Origin of the sequence: Barnesiella sp. ET7 (assembly GCF_024733785.1) — a bacterium.
In the GTDB taxonomy this organism is placed as follows: Bacteria; Bacteroidota; Bacteroidia; order Bacteroidales; family Barnesiellaceae; genus Barnesiella; species Barnesiella merdigallinarum.
The window spans coordinates 61,128-78,029 of record NZ_JANRHM010000013.1 but is presented as its reverse complement, the minus strand read 5'-3'; the positions used below and the strand labels follow the sequence as shown (position 1 = coordinate 78,029).

Annotated in this window: 17 protein-coding genes; 11 read left to right on the top strand and 6 right to left on the bottom strand. The window is 58.6% G+C overall.

Translation table 11 applies throughout. From position 1 onward, the window contains the following. The 3 genes from hypE to NW211_RS09580 are packed head-to-tail and all read right to left on the bottom strand — an operon-like array spanning nucleotide 1 to nucleotide 2,381. Nucleotides 1-1,041 carry a hydrogenase expression/formation protein HypE gene (gene hypE, locus NW211_RS09590; protein WP_258327683.1) on the bottom strand — a complete coding sequence of 347 codons (1,041 nt, stop codon included), beginning with the start codon at nucleotides 1,039-1,041 and terminating at the stop codon, nucleotides 1-3. Nucleotides 1,042-1,054: 13 nt separating this feature from the next. Next, nucleotides 1,055-2,143, bottom strand: coding sequence for a hydrogenase formation protein HypD (gene hypD / locus NW211_RS09585; RefSeq protein WP_087408421.1), 1,089 nt, complete (start codon nucleotides 2,141-2,143; stop codon nucleotides 1,055-1,057). Continuing rightward, nucleotides 2,133-2,381 carry a HypC/HybG/HupF family hydrogenase formation chaperone gene (locus tag NW211_RS09580; RefSeq protein ID WP_087408422.1) on the bottom strand — a complete coding sequence of 83 codons (249 nt, stop codon included), beginning with the start codon at nucleotides 2,379-2,381 and terminating at the stop codon, nucleotides 2,133-2,135. Before NW211_RS09580 ends, hypD begins: the two co-directional genes overlap by 11 nt. Nucleotides 2,382-2,465: 84 nt before the next feature. Here NW211_RS09580 and hypF point away from each other — a divergent pair, with 84 nt between their 5' ends. From hypF to NW211_RS09560, 4 genes are read left to right on the top strand one after another with little or no spacing between them, the layout of a single operon-like run. Continuing rightward, on the top strand, nucleotides 2,466-4,751 hold the full coding sequence (gene hypF / locus NW211_RS09575; protein WP_258327682.1) for a carbamoyltransferase HypF: 2,286 nt from the start codon (nucleotides 2,466-2,468) through the stop codon (nucleotides 4,749-4,751). A gap of 13 nt (nucleotides 4,752-4,764) precedes the next feature. Continuing rightward, nucleotides 4,765-5,124, top strand: coding sequence for a hydrogenase maturation nickel metallochaperone HypA (locus NW211_RS09570; protein WP_087408424.1), 360 nt, complete (start codon nucleotides 4,765-4,767; stop codon nucleotides 5,122-5,124). Between the two features lie 18 nt (nucleotides 5,125-5,142). Further along, nucleotides 5,143-5,892: a hydrogenase nickel incorporation protein HypB gene (gene hypB, locus NW211_RS09565; RefSeq protein ID WP_087408425.1), complete on the top strand. Its 750-nt coding sequence runs from the start codon at nucleotides 5,143-5,145 to the stop codon at nucleotides 5,890-5,892. Next, the gene (locus tag NW211_RS09560; protein ID WP_087408426.1) at nucleotides 5,889-6,518 is read left to right on the top strand and encodes a trans-aconitate 2-methyltransferase; all 630 of its coding nucleotides are present in this window, start codon (nucleotides 5,889-5,891) and stop codon (nucleotides 6,516-6,518) included. The genes hypB and NW211_RS09560 overlap by 4 nt, the downstream gene beginning before the upstream one ends. Here the strand turns inward: NW211_RS09560 and mnmD are convergent. Beyond that, the gene (gene mnmD / locus NW211_RS09555; protein ID WP_241147818.1) at nucleotides 6,505-7,191 is read right to left on the bottom strand and encodes a tRNA (5-methylaminomethyl-2-thiouridine)(34)-methyltransferase MnmD; all 687 of its coding nucleotides are present in this window, start codon (nucleotides 7,189-7,191) and stop codon (nucleotides 6,505-6,507) included. The genes NW211_RS09560 and mnmD overlap by 14 nt on opposite strands. A gap of 240 nt (nucleotides 7,192-7,431) precedes the next feature. Between mnmD and NW211_RS09550 the strand changes: the two genes are divergently transcribed. The 7 genes from NW211_RS09550 (at nucleotide 7,432) to NW211_RS09520 (ending at nucleotide 14,361) form a co-directional block, all read left to right on the top strand. After that, entirely contained in the window at nucleotides 7,432-8,079 is a 648-nt protein-coding gene (locus tag NW211_RS09550) for a DUF47 domain-containing protein (RefSeq protein WP_087408427.1), read from the top strand. 12 nt (nucleotides 8,080-8,091) lie between these two features. Then, complete coding sequence (locus NW211_RS09545; protein WP_258327681.1) at nucleotides 8,092-9,108, top strand: inorganic phosphate transporter; 1,017 nt, start codon at nucleotides 8,092-8,094, stop codon at nucleotides 9,106-9,108. 266 nt (nucleotides 9,109-9,374) lie between these two features. Next, nucleotides 9,375-10,226, top strand: a complete 852-nt coding sequence (hisG, locus tag NW211_RS09540) for an ATP phosphoribosyltransferase (protein WP_087408429.1) — start codon at nucleotides 9,375-9,377, stop codon at nucleotides 10,224-10,226. Between the two features lies 1 nt (nucleotide 10,227). Further along, the gene (gene hisD, locus NW211_RS09535; protein WP_258327680.1) at nucleotides 10,228-11,544 is read left to right on the top strand and encodes a histidinol dehydrogenase; all 1,317 of its coding nucleotides are present in this window, start codon (nucleotides 10,228-10,230) and stop codon (nucleotides 11,542-11,544) included. Continuing rightward, entirely contained in the window at nucleotides 11,528-12,589 is a 1,062-nt protein-coding gene (hisC, locus tag NW211_RS09530; protein ID WP_258327679.1) for a histidinol-phosphate transaminase, read from the top strand. Before hisD ends, hisC begins: the two co-directional genes overlap by 17 nt. Then, on the top strand, nucleotides 12,586-13,713 hold the full coding sequence (gene hisB / locus NW211_RS09525) for a bifunctional histidinol-phosphatase/imidazoleglycerol-phosphate dehydratase HisB (RefSeq protein WP_258327678.1): 1,128 nt from the start codon (nucleotides 12,586-12,588) through the stop codon (nucleotides 13,711-13,713). The genes hisC and hisB overlap by 4 nt, the downstream gene beginning before the upstream one ends. 162 nt (nucleotides 13,714-13,875) lie before the next feature. Beyond that, entirely contained in the window at nucleotides 13,876-14,361 is a 486-nt protein-coding gene (locus NW211_RS09520; protein WP_087408432.1) for an SPOR domain-containing protein, read from the top strand. 540 nt (nucleotides 14,362-14,901) lie between these two features. On the opposite strand, the gene NW211_RS09515 is transcribed toward NW211_RS09520, so the two are convergent. Together NW211_RS09515 and NW211_RS09510 are read right to left on the bottom strand one after the other, a co-directional pair. After that, the gene (locus tag NW211_RS09515) at nucleotides 14,902-15,327 is read right to left on the bottom strand and encodes a GtrA family protein (RefSeq protein ID WP_087408433.1); all 426 of its coding nucleotides are present in this window, start codon (nucleotides 15,325-15,327) and stop codon (nucleotides 14,902-14,904) included. Then, nucleotides 15,324-16,901, bottom strand: a complete 1,578-nt coding sequence (locus NW211_RS09510; protein WP_258327677.1) for an NAD(P)/FAD-dependent oxidoreductase — start codon at nucleotides 16,899-16,901, stop codon at nucleotides 15,324-15,326. Before NW211_RS09510 ends, NW211_RS09515 begins: the two co-directional genes overlap by 4 nt. Between the last annotated feature and the right edge of the window lies 1 nt (nucleotide 16,902).

The following is a 16,902-nucleotide window of genomic DNA, read 5'->3' as shown; positions in this document are numbered from 1 at the left end:
TCAACAAATGCGCGGCAGTTGCTCACCGCTCAGCATATCGAGAACCCGGGTTTGCCCCAGGGCAAGTTGCAGTAGTACTTCGGGCCGACGGTCGTCGGTCACGTGGCCGATGAGGCGGGCCTCCTTCCCGTGCGGGTCGTTGTGGATGAGGCGCAGGGCCTGTTCGCTATACTCGTCGGGCAGGAATACGAGCAGAATGCCTTCGTTGGCCACATAAAGGGGATCGAGCCCCAGCAGGTCGCAGGCCGCCCGTACCGACGGGGCAATGGGCAGAGCCTCTTCGTCGAGGGTGATGGTTACGCCGGCCCCCTCGGCTATCTCGTTGAGGGTGCTCGACAGGCCTCCCCGGGTGGGGTCGCGCAGCATGTGCACGTCGGGGACTCCGGCCAGCAGGTTCGACACGATGTGGGTGAGGGCGGCCGTGTCGCTCTCGATGGTCGTCTCGAATCCCAGATTTTCGCGCGTGGAGAGAATCGACACCCCGTGATTGCCTATCGGGCCGGTCACGATTATGGCATCGCCTTTCTTCACTCGGTGAAGGCCTATTTCGATATTGCCGGGTACGACGCCTATGCCCGAGGTGTTGATGTAGAGTCCGTCGCATTTGCCATGCTCCACCACTTTGGTGTCGCCGGTGACAATCGACACTCCGGCTCGTAAGGCAGCCTGGTGCATGGCTTCCACGACTTTCCGCAGAGTGTCGAGGGGCAATCCCTCTTCCAGGATGAAGGCGGCCGAGAGGTAGAGCGGCGTCGCTCCACAGCAGAGCAGGTCGTTTACCGTGCCGTTTACGGCCAGGTCGCCAATGTTACCTCCGGGGAAAAAGAGGGGCGACACCACAAACGAGTCGGTGGTGAACGCTATGCGAGGTGAGGCGATGGTGAGGGTGGCTCCGTCGTGAGCCTGCTCGAGCCAGCGGTTGGCAAAGGCCGGATAGAAGAGGGTCTCGATGAGCCGGCCGGTCATGCGTCCGCCCCCGCCGTGAGCCAGGGTAATGCAGTCGTTGGGCTGCGTGGGTAGAGGGCAATCGGGTATATTCATATTCTTCTTTTTTTTAAGCGGTTCGGTAGCGGTAAAATGCGGCGCAGGCACCTTCGCTCGATACCATCGAGGGGCCCAGCGGGGAGTCGGGGGTGCAGCCTCGACCGAAGAGCGGACATTCGCAGGGCGAAATCTGTCCCTTCATGATTTCTCCGGCCCGGCAGGGCGAGGTGTCGGCAGAGTTTTGTATCGCACAGTGAAAACGGTTTCGTGCCTCATATTGTTCATAGGCTGGGCGCAGTTTCAACCCGCTGCCGGCAATGGTTCCCAACCCTCGCCAACGGGCATCGCAAGGGGTAAAATAGCGGGTTGTCTCGCGGCGGGCACGCACGTTGCCCTGAGGGGCGACAGCCCGAGGGTAGGCGTTGACGACCCGGGTCTCTCTCCGGGCCCGGAGTTGTACGGCCCGGTAGATGCCGTAGAGCAGATCGGCCGGTTCGAAGCCGGTAACGACGATGGGACGTCCCGTCTGCCGGGCCAGTTGCCGGTACTCTTCGAGGCCGGTAATCGAGCAGACGTGTCCGGCCGCGAGCAGGGCGTCGATACGGCATTCGGGATCGCGGGCCAGCTGTTCGATTGCAGCGGGCAGGGTGAAGAGCGAAGTGAGCAGCGAGAGGTTATCACGTCTGTCGGCGATGGTTTCACTCAGCAGCAGGGTGTAGAGCGGGGTAGTGGTCTCGAAGCCGACAGCCAGAAATACCACTTGTCGGTGCCGGTTCTCGCGGGCAATCTTCAGAGCGTCGAGCGGTGAGTAGACGATGCGGATGTCGTGCCCTTCGGTACGCAGATGTTGCAGGCTGATGCCCTCGGTATCGGGCACACGCATCATGTCGCCGAAGGTGCAGAGTATCGTGTCGGGCATGCGGGCTATGGCCAGCGCCTGAGCTACGGTCTCGGCCGGGGTGACACATACGGGGCAGCCCGGGCCGTGAATCATCCGTACGGTATCGGGCAACAGCTCTTCGATGCGGTAGCGCGACAGGGCATAGGTCTGTCCGCCGCACACCTCCATGATGCGGATCGGCTGTACGGCCTCCTGCCGGATGGCCCGAAGCAGGGCAGTGAGGTTGCGGGGATCCCGGAAGGGGCTGTCATACCACATGGCTCTCGGGGTTCAGGTGACGGGCCAGTGTTTCGAAGTCGGCCAAGGTGGCTTCGGCCTCCTCCCGGTCGAGCCGGGCAATGGCCATACCGGCGTGGGCCAGGATGTAGTCGCCTGTCGAGACGTCGGTATATTGAATGCAAATCTCTTTGTACACGCCGCCGAAATCGACGGTTGCCATACGCAGGGTGGGTGAGTTGTCGATGGCGACAATCTTCCCGGGAATAGCCAGACACATGTTCGTTCGTTTTTTCGAGTATGCCCCATGAACAACTTACCGGCCTCGATTGTTTAAGGAGGAGTCTGAAAAAAACATTTGCAGATGAATCAGTATCACATACATGTCAGGGGGCTTGTACAGGGTGTGGGATTCCGCCCCTGCGTCTATCGCCTGGCTACCGAAATGGGTTTACACGGCTATGTAGATAACAGCAACGACGGTGTACTCGTTGTATTGCAGGCGACCGAGGAGCAGAAAGATTGTTTCGTGAGGGCGTTGCCCGAAGCGGCTCCGGCAGTCGCTACCATCGAGCGAATCGATGTCGAGACTCTTCCGGCTACTACGACGTACGATTGCTTCGAGATTGCTCCCAGTCGCAGCGACGGCAGCGAGATTACCCGCATTAGCCCCGATATAGCCATCTGTCCCGAGTGTTTGCAAGACCGTCGTCGACAGCCCCACCGTATCGATTATCCCTTTATCAACTGTACTCACTGCGGACCCCGCTTTACTATCATCAAGGCTCTGCCCTACGACCGTGGGGTGACCACCATGAGCGACTTCGAACTGTGCGACACCTGTCGCCGCGAATATGCCGATGTGAACGACCGCCGGTTTCACGCCCAGCCTATTGCCTGCAATCGTTGTGGCCCCGTGTATACGCTGCGCGACTCGAGCGGAGAGCTGGAGCGCGACTACCGTCGTCTGGTAGAGCGTGTGGCATCGACCCTGTCGGGCGGTGGACTGGTTGCCCTGAAGAGCATGGGCGGGTACAACTTGTTGTGCGATGCCGACAATGCGCAGGCGGTGGCCCGCCTGCGCAAGTTGAAGGGGAGGTACGCCAAACCGTTGGCCGTGATGTATCGCGACGAGGCTACCGCCACCGACGACCTGGCCCTCACCGACGAGGAGCGTCGGGCCCTGACTTCGTGGCGCCGTCCCATCGTCGTGTCGCACGAACGGGCTCACCATGCCTCCTGGCTCAACGAGGGGTATCGCTCATTGGGAGCACTTTTGCCCTATATGGCCATTCATTACGACCTGTTCGAGGCGGCCCCCCGGTTGCGGCGTATGGTTGTTACCAGTGCCAACCTGAGCGGAAATCCTATTGTCATTGCCGATGGTGAGGCTCATGACCAGTTCGACTCGCAAGTAGAACTGGTGGTGTCGTACAATCGCGAGATTTACAACCGGATAGACGATTCGGTGGTGTGCGAGTATGACGGCTTGTGCCGTCCCGTGCGTCGGGCCCGGGGGTATACGCCCGAACCGTTGCACAACCTGCAACCCACCGAAGGCATTCTGGCCGTGGGGGCCGAGCAGGTTTCGAGTTTTGCCGTGGGCAAACACGACGATATTCTGCTGGGGCAGTACATTGGCGAGTTGTCTTGTCGCGAGAATCTTGCCTTTTTCGAAGAGTCGTTTTCGCATTTTGCCACGCTGTTTCGTTTCACACCCCACTGTGTGGTGTGCGACCTGCACCCCGACTATGCGGCTACGATGTGGGGCGAACGGTATGCCGCCGAGCAGCATATACCCCTCTATCGGGTACAACACCACCACGCTCATGCCGTGGCCGTGATGGTCGAGTATGACCTCGAGGGCGAGGTGTTGGCCTTGTGTCTCGACGGCACGGGTTATGGCGACGACTGTACGATTTGGGGCGGGGAGCTGTTGCGCTGCTCGCGTACCCGATACCGCCGTCTTTCGCATCAGCCCTATTTGCCTATGCCGGGAGGCGATGTGGCTGCCCGTGAACCGTGGCGCATGGCCGTGTCGCTGCTCTATTCGCTCTACGGCGAGGCGATGCCTTTGCCTCCCGATTTCGTGGAACGGGTAGGAGCCGACCGTATCAAACTGATAAGTCGCCTGATAGCCCGCCGTATCAACACCCCGCTGAGTTCGGGTGCGGGCCGGCTCTTCGATGCCGTGGCTTCGCTTCTGGGAGTAGCCGATTACAACCGCTATCAGGCCGAGGCTCCGCAGAAGCTGGAGCAGTTGGCCGACGAGTCGGTGACGAAGGTCTATCTCTTCGACCATAATAATCCTCTCGATATCTCGTGGCTGGTGGTGGCTATGGTGAACGACCTGCGTAACGGCGTATCCCGGGGTGAGATAGCCATGGCCTTTCACAACACCTACGCCGCCATGTGGTGTGCCGAGGTGGCCCGGCAGGCTGCCCGGCAGAAACTGTCGCGGGTGGTTCTCTCGGGAGGTGTTTTACAAAACAGGCTCTTGACCAATCGGCTGATGGCCCTGTTGCGTCAAGTAGGGTTGCAGCCCTATTTGCCGGCTCTCGTGCCATGCAACGATGCCGGTATTGCCGTGGGGCAGATGGCTGTCGCTGCGGCGTGGCTGGAGCGGAGTGCGATTTTGAAAACCGATTGAAGAGGGTGACGTTATGCACGAATTGTCGTTGGCTTGCAGTGTGGTCGAGTTGGTCGGTAGCGAGTTGTGCCGGCATGGCGGCGGTACGCTACGAACCGTCGAGGTGACGGTGGGCGAGCTGTCGGGGGTCGATAGTGAGGCTTTTGCCTATGCCCTGCAGATGGTACTCGATCGCAGTGACTATGCCGGTGCCCGGGTGGCACTCACCCGGGTGTCGCCCCGTTCGCGATGCCGGGCTTGCGGTGCTGTTTTCGCTCCCGCATCGCTCTATGCGCCTTGTCCGCAATGCGGTGGCTACGATACCCGGTTGGAGGCCGGGCAAGAGTTTCGCCTCACGTCGTTGACGGTCGAGTCTGATGAAGATAAACCTTAAAAACAAAACAATAAAACTATGTGTACCACTTGTGGTTGTGGCCATCGGGAGATGAGCCACGAAGAGATGCACCGTCGGGGGTTGCCTCATGGGCACGACACGGCGGTCGATATTGCCGTAGAGCAGGATATATTGAGTGACAACAATCGGGTGGCCCGGCAAAATCGGGCTCGCTGGAGTTCGATGGGGTGTGTGGCCATCAATCTGGTCAGTTCGCCGGGATCGGGCAAGACCGCATTGCTGGAACAGACCCTCGTCCGTCTGGACGAGCGGGGATTCCGGCGAGTGGCAGTTATCGAGGGCGACCAACATACCGACAACGATGCCGGCCGTATCCGTCGACTGGGTGTTCCCGCCGTCCAAATCAATACCCACAACGGTTGTCACCTCGATGCCCGCATGGTGGCCGAGGCGTTCGACGAGCTGCAAGTCTCCGACTCGCTGCTCTTTATCGAGAATGTAGGTAATCTGGTCTGCCCCGCCATGTTCGATTTGGGTGAGCATCTGCGGGTTGTCTTGCTGAGTGTAACCGAGGGCGACGACAAGCCGCTGAAGTATCCCTATATGTTTGCTGGGGCCGACATCTGTGTAATCAACAAGATCGATTTGTTGCCCTATGTCGATAGTCGTATAGACCGGCTGAAAGAGAATGCCTTGAAAATCAACGCAGATATTCGGTTTTTTGAAACATCGGCCACTCGAGGAACGGGGCTCGACGCGTGGTGCGACTACCTTGGCTCGTGTCTCGAGAGAAAGGAGGCAATATGAATTTCTTCGACGAGATGGCCGGCGTGTGGGACCGCACCAGTCGCCCCGATGCCGCAAAAATAGCGTCGTTGCTGTCGCTCTTGAGGCTTTCGCAGGGCGAGACGGTGCTCGATGTAGGTACGGGTACAGGTGTGATGATACCCTATATTCGTGAACGGGTAGGCTCCTATGTGCCGATTGTGGCCGTAGACAGTTCGGCCAAGATGTTGCATGAGGCTTCGTTGCGCTATGCCGGCGAAGGTGTACATTTTATTCAGGCCGATGTGGAGCGTGACCGGTTGGCCGGTCGCTTCGATGCCATTCTGCTCTATTCGGTTTTTCCACATTTTCGTTATCCGGTCGACACGATAGCCCGGTTGGTAACCGACAATCTGCGTTGCGGCGGGCGTCTGCTCATTGCTCATGCGCAAGGGCGTCGACATCTCAACCAGATACACGAGCGACTTGTCTCGCAGGTCTTTTCGCGCAAGCTACTCCCCGTAGCCGAGCAGGTCGAGCAGTTTACCCGGGTGGGACTCACGGTCACCTCGTTCGATGAGACCGACGAGAGCTATCATATCCTGTTGCAACGGGTGGGAGTAGGAGATGAGTTGAGTGTCTCGGTGGCCGAGGCTATTTATGAGTAGGTCCGTTAGGTTTGCTGGCTCGCAATATCTCCCGCTTGCCGTGGGGTGGGCCCGGCAGTCGCTCGACGGTGAAGCCGATGGACTGCAACCGTCGCCTGATTTCGCCCTTGGCGCAGTAGGTGGTGAGTATGCCGCCGGGAGCCAGATGGTCGTAGAGGGTGCGGAATATCGACTCGCTCCACATCTCGGGCTGTTTCTCGGGGGCGAAGGCGTCGAAGTAGACCACGTCGTAGAGCCCATCGACCGGGGTGCGGGTGAGGTCGGCGTGACGTTTGAGCAGGGTGAAGTTCGGAGCAATTTCGACCGGGCGGTCCCACTCGCAGCGGTGCAGCCGGGCAAAGGCCGGGCTCTGTTGCGGGGCGATGCGGGCGGGATAGTCGAGTCGGTCGGCAACCTCGGGGTCGAGCGGATAGAGCTCAAATGCGGTGTAGCGGATGTGCAATCCTCGCTCCTGGGCCTCGAGCAGGGTGAGCCAGGCATTCAGGCCGGTGCCGAATCCCACCTCGAGCAGGTCGATATTGCGTTTGTCCCGGGCCCGCAGAGCCATGTCGATGTAGACGTGGCGCGCCTCGGTCAGGGCCCCTTTGGTCGAGTGGTAGTGCTCGTCCAGCCCGGGCAGGTAGAGGGTAGGCACCCCGTCGTCGGTCGTTTGTATGACTATCGTGTCGCTCATCGGTCGGTTGTGTACAGATGTGGAACAAAAGTAAGACAATCTTTCCGATAAAGCGAGCCGGAGAAAAAAAAATTAGGTAGTGTAAAAATTTAAAACAAATGTAATATCCTGTCTATCTTCGACCAGCTATCTTTGTAGCGGACAATCATACAGCGAGTTTTCGCCCTCGCTTTGTCTCGAAGGGTATCGACCGATGCTCTCTTGAACATAGACAGTGTTAAATATCTATACAATACGACGATGAAAAATTCCTTTTTTAGCCGATTCACCCCCAAAGAACCTAAGTTTTTCCCTTTGTTGAAACAGTTGTCCGAGGTGCTGGTTGCCTCATCGGCCGTACTGGTGGAGAGTATGGACCACGACAAATCCGACGAGCGCGATGCCTACTACAAACGTATCAAAGACCTGGAGCGTGAGGGCGACCGCCTGGCGCATCGTATCTTCGACGAACTGGGTACCACCTTCATTACCCCCTTCGACCGGGAGGACATACAGGCGTTGGCTTCGCACATGGACGATGTAATCGACGGCATAAACAGTTGCGCCAAACGTATCTCGATTTACAATCCGCATGCCATCGGGGCAACCGGCAAGGAGTTGAGCCTGCTGGTACAGCAGGAGGCCGATTGCATCTGCAAGGCGATGGACGAGCTCGAGCGTTTCCGCAAGAACCCCACCCGGTTGCGCGAGTACTGCTCCCGGTTGCACGACATCGAGAACCAGGCCGACGATGTGTATGAACTCTTCATCAAACGGTTGTTCGAGGAGGAGAAAGATTGCATCGAACTGATCAAGGTGAAAGAGATCATGCAGATACTCGAGAAGACTACCGACTCGGCCGAGCATGTGGGCAAGGTGTTGCGGACGTTGATTGTGAAATATGCCTAACGACCGGGTGCCATGGAGTTGCTGATTATTATCATAGTTCTGGCGCTGTTGTTCGACTTTATCAACGGCTTTCACGATGCCGCCAACTCGATAGCGACCATCGTATCGACCAAGGTGCTCACCCCCTTTCAGGCGGTGTTGTGGGCGGCCTTCTTCAACTTTGTTGCCTTCTTCATAGCCAAGTACATCATCGGCGGATTCGGTATTGCCAACACCGTGTCCAAGACGGTAGTCGAGGAGTTTATCACCCTGCCCATCATTCTGTCGGGAGTCATTGCCGCCATCATCTGGAACCTCTTTACCTGGTGGAAGGGCATCCCCTCCTCGTCGTCGCATACCCTCATCGGCGGGTTTGCCGGGGCGGCCATCATGGCCAGCGGCTTCGGGGCCATACAGCTCAACATCATTCTCAAGATAGCCGCCTTTATCTTCCTGGCTCCCTTTATCGGTATGGTGGTGGCTTTCGGGTTCACGATACTGGTGCTGCATATTTGTCGCCGGGTTCATCCGCACAAGGCCGAGGTTTGGTTCAAGCGGTTGCAGCTGGTCTCGTCGGCCATGTTCAGCATAGGCCACGGCCTGAACGACTCGCAGAAGGTGATGGGTATTATCGCCGCCGCCCTCATTGCGGCTCACTCGCTGGGTCTGGGTGCGGGTATCGACAGCATAGCCGACCTGCCCAACTGGGTAGCCTTCTCGTGCTTCACGGCCATCTCGCTGGGTACCATGTCGGGCGGTTGGAAGATTGTCAAGACCATGGGTACCAAGATTACCAAGGTGACCCCGCTCGAAGGGGTGGTAGCCGAAACGGCCGGAGCCTTTACCCTCTACCTGACTGAGTTCCTGAAGATTCCGGTGAGCACGACCCATACCATCACGGGTGCCATCATCGGCGTGGGTGCCACCAAGCGGCTCTCGGCCGTGCGTTGGGGTGTGACCAAGGACCTGTGGGTGGCCTGGATTCTCACCATCCCGGTGAGCGCCCTGCTGGCTGCCGGCATCTATTGGGTGGTCTCTCTCTTTGTGTAGTGGCAAATATTGCAGATATTCGAATATAAATTTACAATTTGAATAAAAAGTTGGAAAATAATTTGCATTTTGTTTTTAAAGCGCTATATTTGTCGTGAATTATAATTGAGCATTATGTTGTTTCTATCGTTGCATCATCACCATCATTTGCATATTCCTCGCAGAGGGGTACGGTGAGTCGTGCATGTAGAAATGGCATGGAGAATATTTATATAGGCTTACCGTAGTTGCGGTAAGCCTTTTTTCTTTTAAAAAAGAGTTGAAGCATGTTGCGAATTGCCATTCAGTCGAAGGGGCGCCTCTATGAAGAGTCGATGGCCCTGTTGGAAGAGGCCGGCATCAAGTTGCCGGGCGGAAAGCGAACCCTGTTGGTCTCGGCGCGGAACTTCCCGGTCGAGGTGTTGTTTTTGCGAGACGACGATATACCCGAGTCGGTCGCCTCGGGGGTAGCCGATGTAGGTATTGTGGGTTTGAACGAGGTGTTGGAGAAACGCTGTCCCGTAGGGGTGCTCAAGAAGTTGGGCTTTGGACGATGCCGCCTTTCGCTGGCTATCCCGCAGGACGTGGACTACCCGGGCCTCGGTTGGTTTTCGGGGCGCAAGATAGCCACCTCGTATCCCGGTATCCTCTCCGATTTTCTGCACCGCAACGGCATCGAGGCCGATATTCACGTGATAGCCGGGTCGGTCGAGATTGCCCCCGGCATTCGCCTGGCCGATGCTATTTTCGATATAGTGAGCTCGGGCAGTACGCTGGTGAGCAACCGGCTGAAGGAGGTGGAGCAGGTGGTCGAGTCGGAGGCGGTGCTTATCGGTACCGATTCGCTGTCGGACGAAAAACAGGAGATTCTCGACGAGCTCCTCTTCCGTTTCGAGTCGGTGCAGGCGGCCGATGGCAAGAAGTATATCCTGATGAATGTGCCGCAAACGCGGCTGGCCGACGTGCTTGCCGTGTTGCCGGGCATCAAGAGCCCCACGGTCATGCCTTTGGCCGATCCGGCTTGGTGCTCGGTGCATACGGTACTCGACGAGAAGCGCTTTTGGGAGATAATCAACCGTTTGAAGGGCGCCGGTGCCGAAGGTATCGTGGTGCTCGATATTGAAAAGATGATTTTGTAGTATGGCAGTAAGGATTTATGACAATCCGCCCCGCGAGCAGTGGGGGGAGATAGTGGCCCGGCCGAAGGTCGACCTGGCCGACTTGTCGCATACCGTGGCCGAGGTGTTGGAGGCGGTGCGGGTCGAAGGCGACGAAGCGTTGCGGCGTTACGAGCGCCGGTTCGACGGGGTGGAGTTAGCCGGTTTTCAGGTAACTCCCGATGAAATCGAGGCGGCGTCGGCCGCCGTGTCGCCCGAGTTGAAAGCGGCCATCGGGCAGGCTATCGACAACATTACGAAGTTTCACGCCTCGCAGGCCGTGGCCGTGCACAAGGTCGAGACTACACCCGGGGTGTGGTGCTGGCAAAAGGCCGTAGGCATCGAGCGGGTGGGCATCTATGTGCCGGGGGGCACGGCGCCCCTCTTCTCGACGGTGCTGATGCTGGCCGTTCCCGCCCGGTTGGCCGGTTGTCGCGAGGTAGTGATGTGTACGCCGCCGGGACGCGATGGACGCGTTGCCCCGGCTATCCTCTATGCCGCTCGTGCTACGGGGGTAGACCGCATTTTCAAACTGGGGGGTGTGCAGGCCATCGGGGCCCTGGCTTTCGGTACGGCCAGCGTGCCTGCGGTGAGCAAGATTTTCGGGCCGGGGAACCGCTATGTGATGGCGGCCAAGCAACAGGTGCAGATGCAAGGCGTGGCTATCGACATGCCGGCCGGGCCGTCGGAGGTGATGGTGGTGGCCGATTCCGGGGCCGACCTCCGTTTCGTGGCGGCCGATTTTCTGTCGCAGGCCGAGCACGGGGCCGACAGCCAGTCGGTACTGGTGACGTCGTGTCGCGACCTGGCCGACCGTTTGCCGGACGAAATCGAGCGCCAGGCTTCCCGGCTTCCCCGGTACGAATGGATAGCCAAGTCGCTTGCCCACAGCTCGATTGTGTTGCTCGACGACGACCGGGAGCAGCTCGACCTGGTCAATGCCTATGCCCCCGAGCACCTGATTGTGCACCGGGCCGATGCCGAGGCGTGGGCCACGGGTGTGGTCAATGCCGGCTCGGTATTTCTGGGCTATTACTCTCCCGAGAGTGCGGGCGATTACGCCTCGGGTACCAACCACACGCTGCCCACGAGCGGATATGCCCGGGCTTACAGCGGGGTCAATCTCGACAGCTTCACCCGCAAGATAACCTTTCAACACATCTCGCCCGAGGGGCTGAAGAATCTCGGCCCCGTCATCGAGACCATGGCTGCCGCCGAAGAGCTGGAGGCTCACCGTCGGGCGGTGACCATACGTTTGCAAAACCTGAATAAAGCGAATGACCATGACAACCCCGAGTAAATCCATAGAGCAGTGGGTGCGCCCCAACATCCGGCGGTTGCAGCCCTATTCGTCGGCCCGAAACGAATTTTCGGGTGAGGCTTCGGTGTGGCTCGATGCCAACGAAAGCCCTTTCAATACCCCCTATAACCGCTATCCCGACCCCTTGCAGTGGGCCGTGAAGCAACGCCTGGCTCGGCAACGCGGCGTGACGCCCCGGCAGATTTTCCTCGGGGTGGGGAGCGACGAGGCCATCGACCTGCTCTACCGCATTTTCTGCACGCCGGGCCGGCACAACGCCTTGTCGATAGCTCCCACCTACGGCATGTATCGGGTGTGTGCCGACATCAACGACGTGGCCTATCGCGAAGTACCCTTGAATGCCGATTTTTCGCTCCCGGTCGAGGACCTTCTGGCTGCGGCCGATGCCGACAGCCGGCTGCTCTTCGTCTGTTCGCCCAACAACCCCACGGGCAATGCCTTCCCCGAAGCAGAAATCGAGAGACTTCTGACCGGCTTCGAGGGTATCGTGGTGGTCGACGAGGCGTATATCGACTTCTCGTCGCGTCCTTCGTGGCTCGGCCGGTTGGCCGAGTTTCCCAATCTGGTGGTGCTGCAAACCCTCTCGAAGGCGTGGGGCAGTGCCGGGGTGCGGTTGGGCATGGCCTTTGCCGCGCCGGCGATTATCGACTATTTCAACCGGGTGAAGTATCCCTACAACATCAGCGAGCCGGTGCAGCGCTATGCCCTCGACATGCTCGACCGGGCCGACGAGGTGAGCCGCTGGGTGGCCGATACGCTGGCGGTGCGCGACCGTTTTGTCGGGCAGTTGGCTGCGTTGCCTCTGGTGCAGCGGGTCTATCCCAGCGATGCCAATTTCGTGCTGGTGCGGGTCGACGAGGCCACGGCCGTGTACCGTTGGCTGCTCGATGAGGGCATTGTGGTGCGCAACCGCTCGTCGGTGCGGCTGTGCAACGATTGTCTGCGCATCACCATCGGCACGGCCGACGAGATGAATTTGTTGTTTCAGGCACTGAGCCGTTATCCTAAAAAAATGAGTCTATGAAACGAGTGCTTTTTATCGATCGCGACGGCACGCTGGTAGTCGAGCCGCCCGTCGACTTTCAAATCGATTCGCTGGAGAAGCTGGAGTTCTGTCCCCGGGTGTTCCAGAGCCTGGCCTATGTGGCGGCCCGTCTTGATTTCGAGTGGGTGATGGTGACCAATCAGGACGGTATGGGTACCCCTTCGTTCCCGGTCGAGACCTTCTGGCCGGCGCAGCAGAAAATCGTGCAGGCCCTGGCCAACGAGGGTATCCGTTTCGACCGGATCTGTATCGACACCTCGCTGCCCGAGGAGAACCGCCCCACCCGCAAACCGGGCACGGCCATGCTCACCCGCTACACCACGGGCGAATATGACCTGACCCACTCCTACGTCATTGGCGACCGTCTGACCGATGTGCAACTGGCGGCCAACCTGGGTTGCCGGGCCATCTATTACGCTCCGTCCGAACGGGGCGTGGCCGAGGTCGAGGCAGCCGGTCTGGCCGGGGTGTGCGAGGCGGTGACCGACGACTGGTGGCAGGTGGCTCAAGTGGTGTGTGCCGCTACCCGACGGGTGACGCTCGAACGCCGTACGGCCGAGACCGAGGTGCGGGTCGAGCTCAACCTCGACGGGACGGGCCGCACCGATATTCATACCGGCCTCGGATTCTTCGACCACATGCTCGACCAGTTGGGTCGCCATGCCGGGGTCGACCTCACGGTACACACCCGGGGCGATTTGCAGGTCGACGAGCACCACACCATCGAAGATACGGCCATCGTGCTGGGCGACGCCTTTGCCCGGGCGTTGGGCGACAAGCGGGGGATTGCCCGCTATGGTTTTTCGCTGCCCATGGACGACGCCTTGTGCCGCGTGGCCCTCGACCTGGGCGGGCGTCCGTGGCTGGTGTGGAAGGCCGATTTCCATCGCGAGAAGATAGGCGACATGCCCACCGAGATGTTCCTCCACTTTTTCAAATCGTTCAGCGATGCCGCCCGCATGAATCTGCACATCGAGGCCGAGGGGGTGAACGAGCACCACAAGATCGAAGGCATCTTCAAGGCCTTTGCCCGGGCATTGAAGATGGCCATCCGGCGTGACCCCACCGACGACCGGCTGCCCTCGACCAAGGGCATGCTGTGATGGAGCCTTTGCGTTGCCGGGCGGAAGTGAGGGAAAATATCTTTTTTAACAGGTAAGATTGAGACAGTCAATGTGGTTTATTTGTTACTTTTGCATTATCTTCGCAGCGTGAAGTAAAATCGAAAAAATAGAACAAATCTTTAAAACAACTTATAAAGTCCTATGAGAAAGAATTGGATTTGGGCTTTGTCCCTTTTGTTGATTGGTGGTATGGCTTCGTGTAAGTCGAGCCAAAGCGCCTATCGGGCTGCCTATGAAAAGGCCCAGGAGAAGAAAATCGAAGAGGCTGCACCCGCACCGGCCGAGACCGTGGTAACGACTCCCTCGACAACCACTACGACTACTCCCTCTTATTCCGCACCCGTGCGCGAGCAGAGCGAGCGCATCAGCGCCGTCGATGGTAACGATGCTCTGCTCAAAGAGTACAACGTAATCGTGGGCAGTTTCCGTCAACGGCTCAACGCACAGAGCCTTTGCGAGCGTCTGCGCGCAGATGGTTATCCCGCTGTGTTGGCACAGAATGCCGCCGGTTGGTATCGTGTGGTAGCTTGCTCGTTCGACAATCGTCCGGCAGCCGTTCAGGCTCGTGAGGCTTTGCAGGCTCGCTATCCGCAATTTACCGATGCCTGGTTCCTGATCAACAAGTAAAAAACGTATTGAATCGACTGTTGCAGGGGTGCTGCCCGTTGGGGCGGCTCCCCTGTTTTGTTTTCGGGTCACTCCGCCGTTCTGTCACCCCGCACCCCGATGCGGGGTCCAGTGAGGGGGAAGGCGTAGTAAACTGTTGCGGGTACTCCTGCTCGGGTATTTTCTGGATACCGTGTCGTAGCGCGGTATGACGTGAGCGTGTCACCCCGCACAACGATGCGGGGTCCAGTGAAGGGGAAGGCGTTGTAAACTGTTGCGGGTACTCCTGCCCGGGTATTTCTGGATACCGCGTCGTGGCGCGGTATGACGTGAGCGTGTCACCCCACACAACGATGCGGGGTCCAGTGAGGGGAAGGCGTTGTAAACTGTTGCGGGTGCTCCTGCCCGGGTATTTCTGGATACCGCGTCGTAGCGCGGTATGACGTACGTGTCACCCCGCACAACGATGCGGGGTCCAGTGAGGGGAGGCGTTGTAAACTGTTGCGGGTACTCCTGCCCGGGTCTTTCTGGATACCGCGTCGTGGCGCGGAATGGCGTGTATTACCGAAATACCAGATATTTGCGGGCGAAGAAGTTCCACAGGTAGACCATGGCGGCGGCTACGATTTTGGAGAACATGTAGTGGGTGCCGATGCAGTCGGTAAAGAGCCAGATGAGGGTGTCGTTGAGTGCCAACCCCACCACGCCGATGGCGGCGAAGAAGAGGAACTCGACCAGCCGGTTCTTGAATTTCGAGCCGTTGAATACCCACAGGCAACTGATGATGTAGTTGACCAACAGACCGGCGATGAACGAGAGGGTGGCCGAGAGCAGGTAGTGCAGCCCGGCATACTCGGTGAGGATATAGAGCAGCCCGAAGTCGACGACAAAGGCAAACCCGCCGACAAAGAAGTAGCGCACGAACTGAACGAGCAGCTTGTCGGTAGAGCCGTAGAAGAGCTTGTGGAACAGGTCGGTTACTTTCATTTGCTTTCGTGATATTCTTCTTCGGTGTTGACCGACCACACGGCACTCTTGTCGGGGTTACCGGCGGCAATGTGGTCGACGGCTACCATGGCGGTCATCATCGAGTGGTCCATGTTGTTGTAGCGGTGCTGTCCGTTACGGCCGATGCACCACAGGTTTTCGATGCCGTCGAGGAACGCCTTCACCCGGTCCAGTTCGTAGTAGCTGCCGAAGTAGGAGGGGTAGGCCTTTTTCACCTTGATACGTACCGAGTCGAGCACGTCGGCCGGGTCGATGATGCCAATTTTGGCCAGTTCGCCCACCGCCATGTCGATAAACTCCTTGTCGCTCATCTGCCAGAAGGCATCGCCTTCGGTACAGAAGTATTCGAGCCCTATCCACACGGTGTTCTCGTAGTCCTTGACCAGGTAGGGCGACCAGTTGTTGAAGACCTGCAGGCGGCCAATGCGCACGTCGCGCTCCTGTATGTAGATCCAGGTATCGGGTATGCGGTTGGCAAAGGTCTTGATTTTGGTCTGGTTGTCGATGGCGAGTTTTTTCATCAGCAGCCCCACGGTGATGAAGTCGCGGTAGGGCAGCCCCTCGGCGATACGTTTCACCTCGTCGGGTACCTCGATGCCGCGAATCGACCGGACGAGGTCTTTGAGGGGAAGCGATGAGAGCAGGTAGTCGCAGGGCACGTCGCGACGGCCCTGAGCATCCTCGACGGTCACGTGGGTCACGCGGTTGTCGGCGATATGAATCTCTTTCACCGGGGTTTCGATAATCACCTCACCCCCGTGCCGGCGCACCTCGTCGGCCACGGTCTCCCACAGTTGGCCCGGTCCCAGTTTGGGGTAGACAAACTGCTCGATGAGCGAGGTCTCCACCTCTTTGATATTCTCTTTCTTGGAGAAACTCTTCTTGAGCATGTCCTTGAGAATGGCAAATACCGACAGCCCCTTTACCCGCTGGGCACCCCAGTCGGCCCCAAGTTTCGAGGGGTGAACGCCCCACACCTTTTCGGTGTAGTCTTCGAAAAACATGCGGTAGAGCGGTTTGCCGAAACGGTTGATATAGAAATTCTCGAGCGAGGTCTCGGGCTTTTTGAAGAATACCGACCACAGGTATCCGCAGCCCGCTTCGATGGTACGCACCAGCCCCATGTTGGTGAAGGTTTGCAGCTTGAGCGAGATGGGATAGTCGAAAAACTTGTGCAGGTAGAAGATGCGCGAGATGCGGTTGCGCACCAGCATCACGCGGTCGGTCGTCTCGGGGTCGGGACCGCCGGGGGCGAAAGGTTTGTCGGTGGTGTGCAGCAGCCGGTCGTCGAGCGAGGGCGAGCCCTGCAGGGGCATAATCTCGTTCCACCAGTCGGTCACCCGCTGGCTCTTGGAGAAGAAGCGATGCCCCCCGATGTCCATGCGGTTGCCGTGGTAGCGCACGGTGCGCGAGATACCCCCGATTTCGTTCGACTCCTCGAATACGACGGGGTGAATATCGGTATGTTTCAGCAGTTCGTATGCGCCGGTAAGTCCCGCAGGACCGGCTCCGGCAATGACTGCCTGTTTGGATTTCTTGTCGGTTGCACTCATG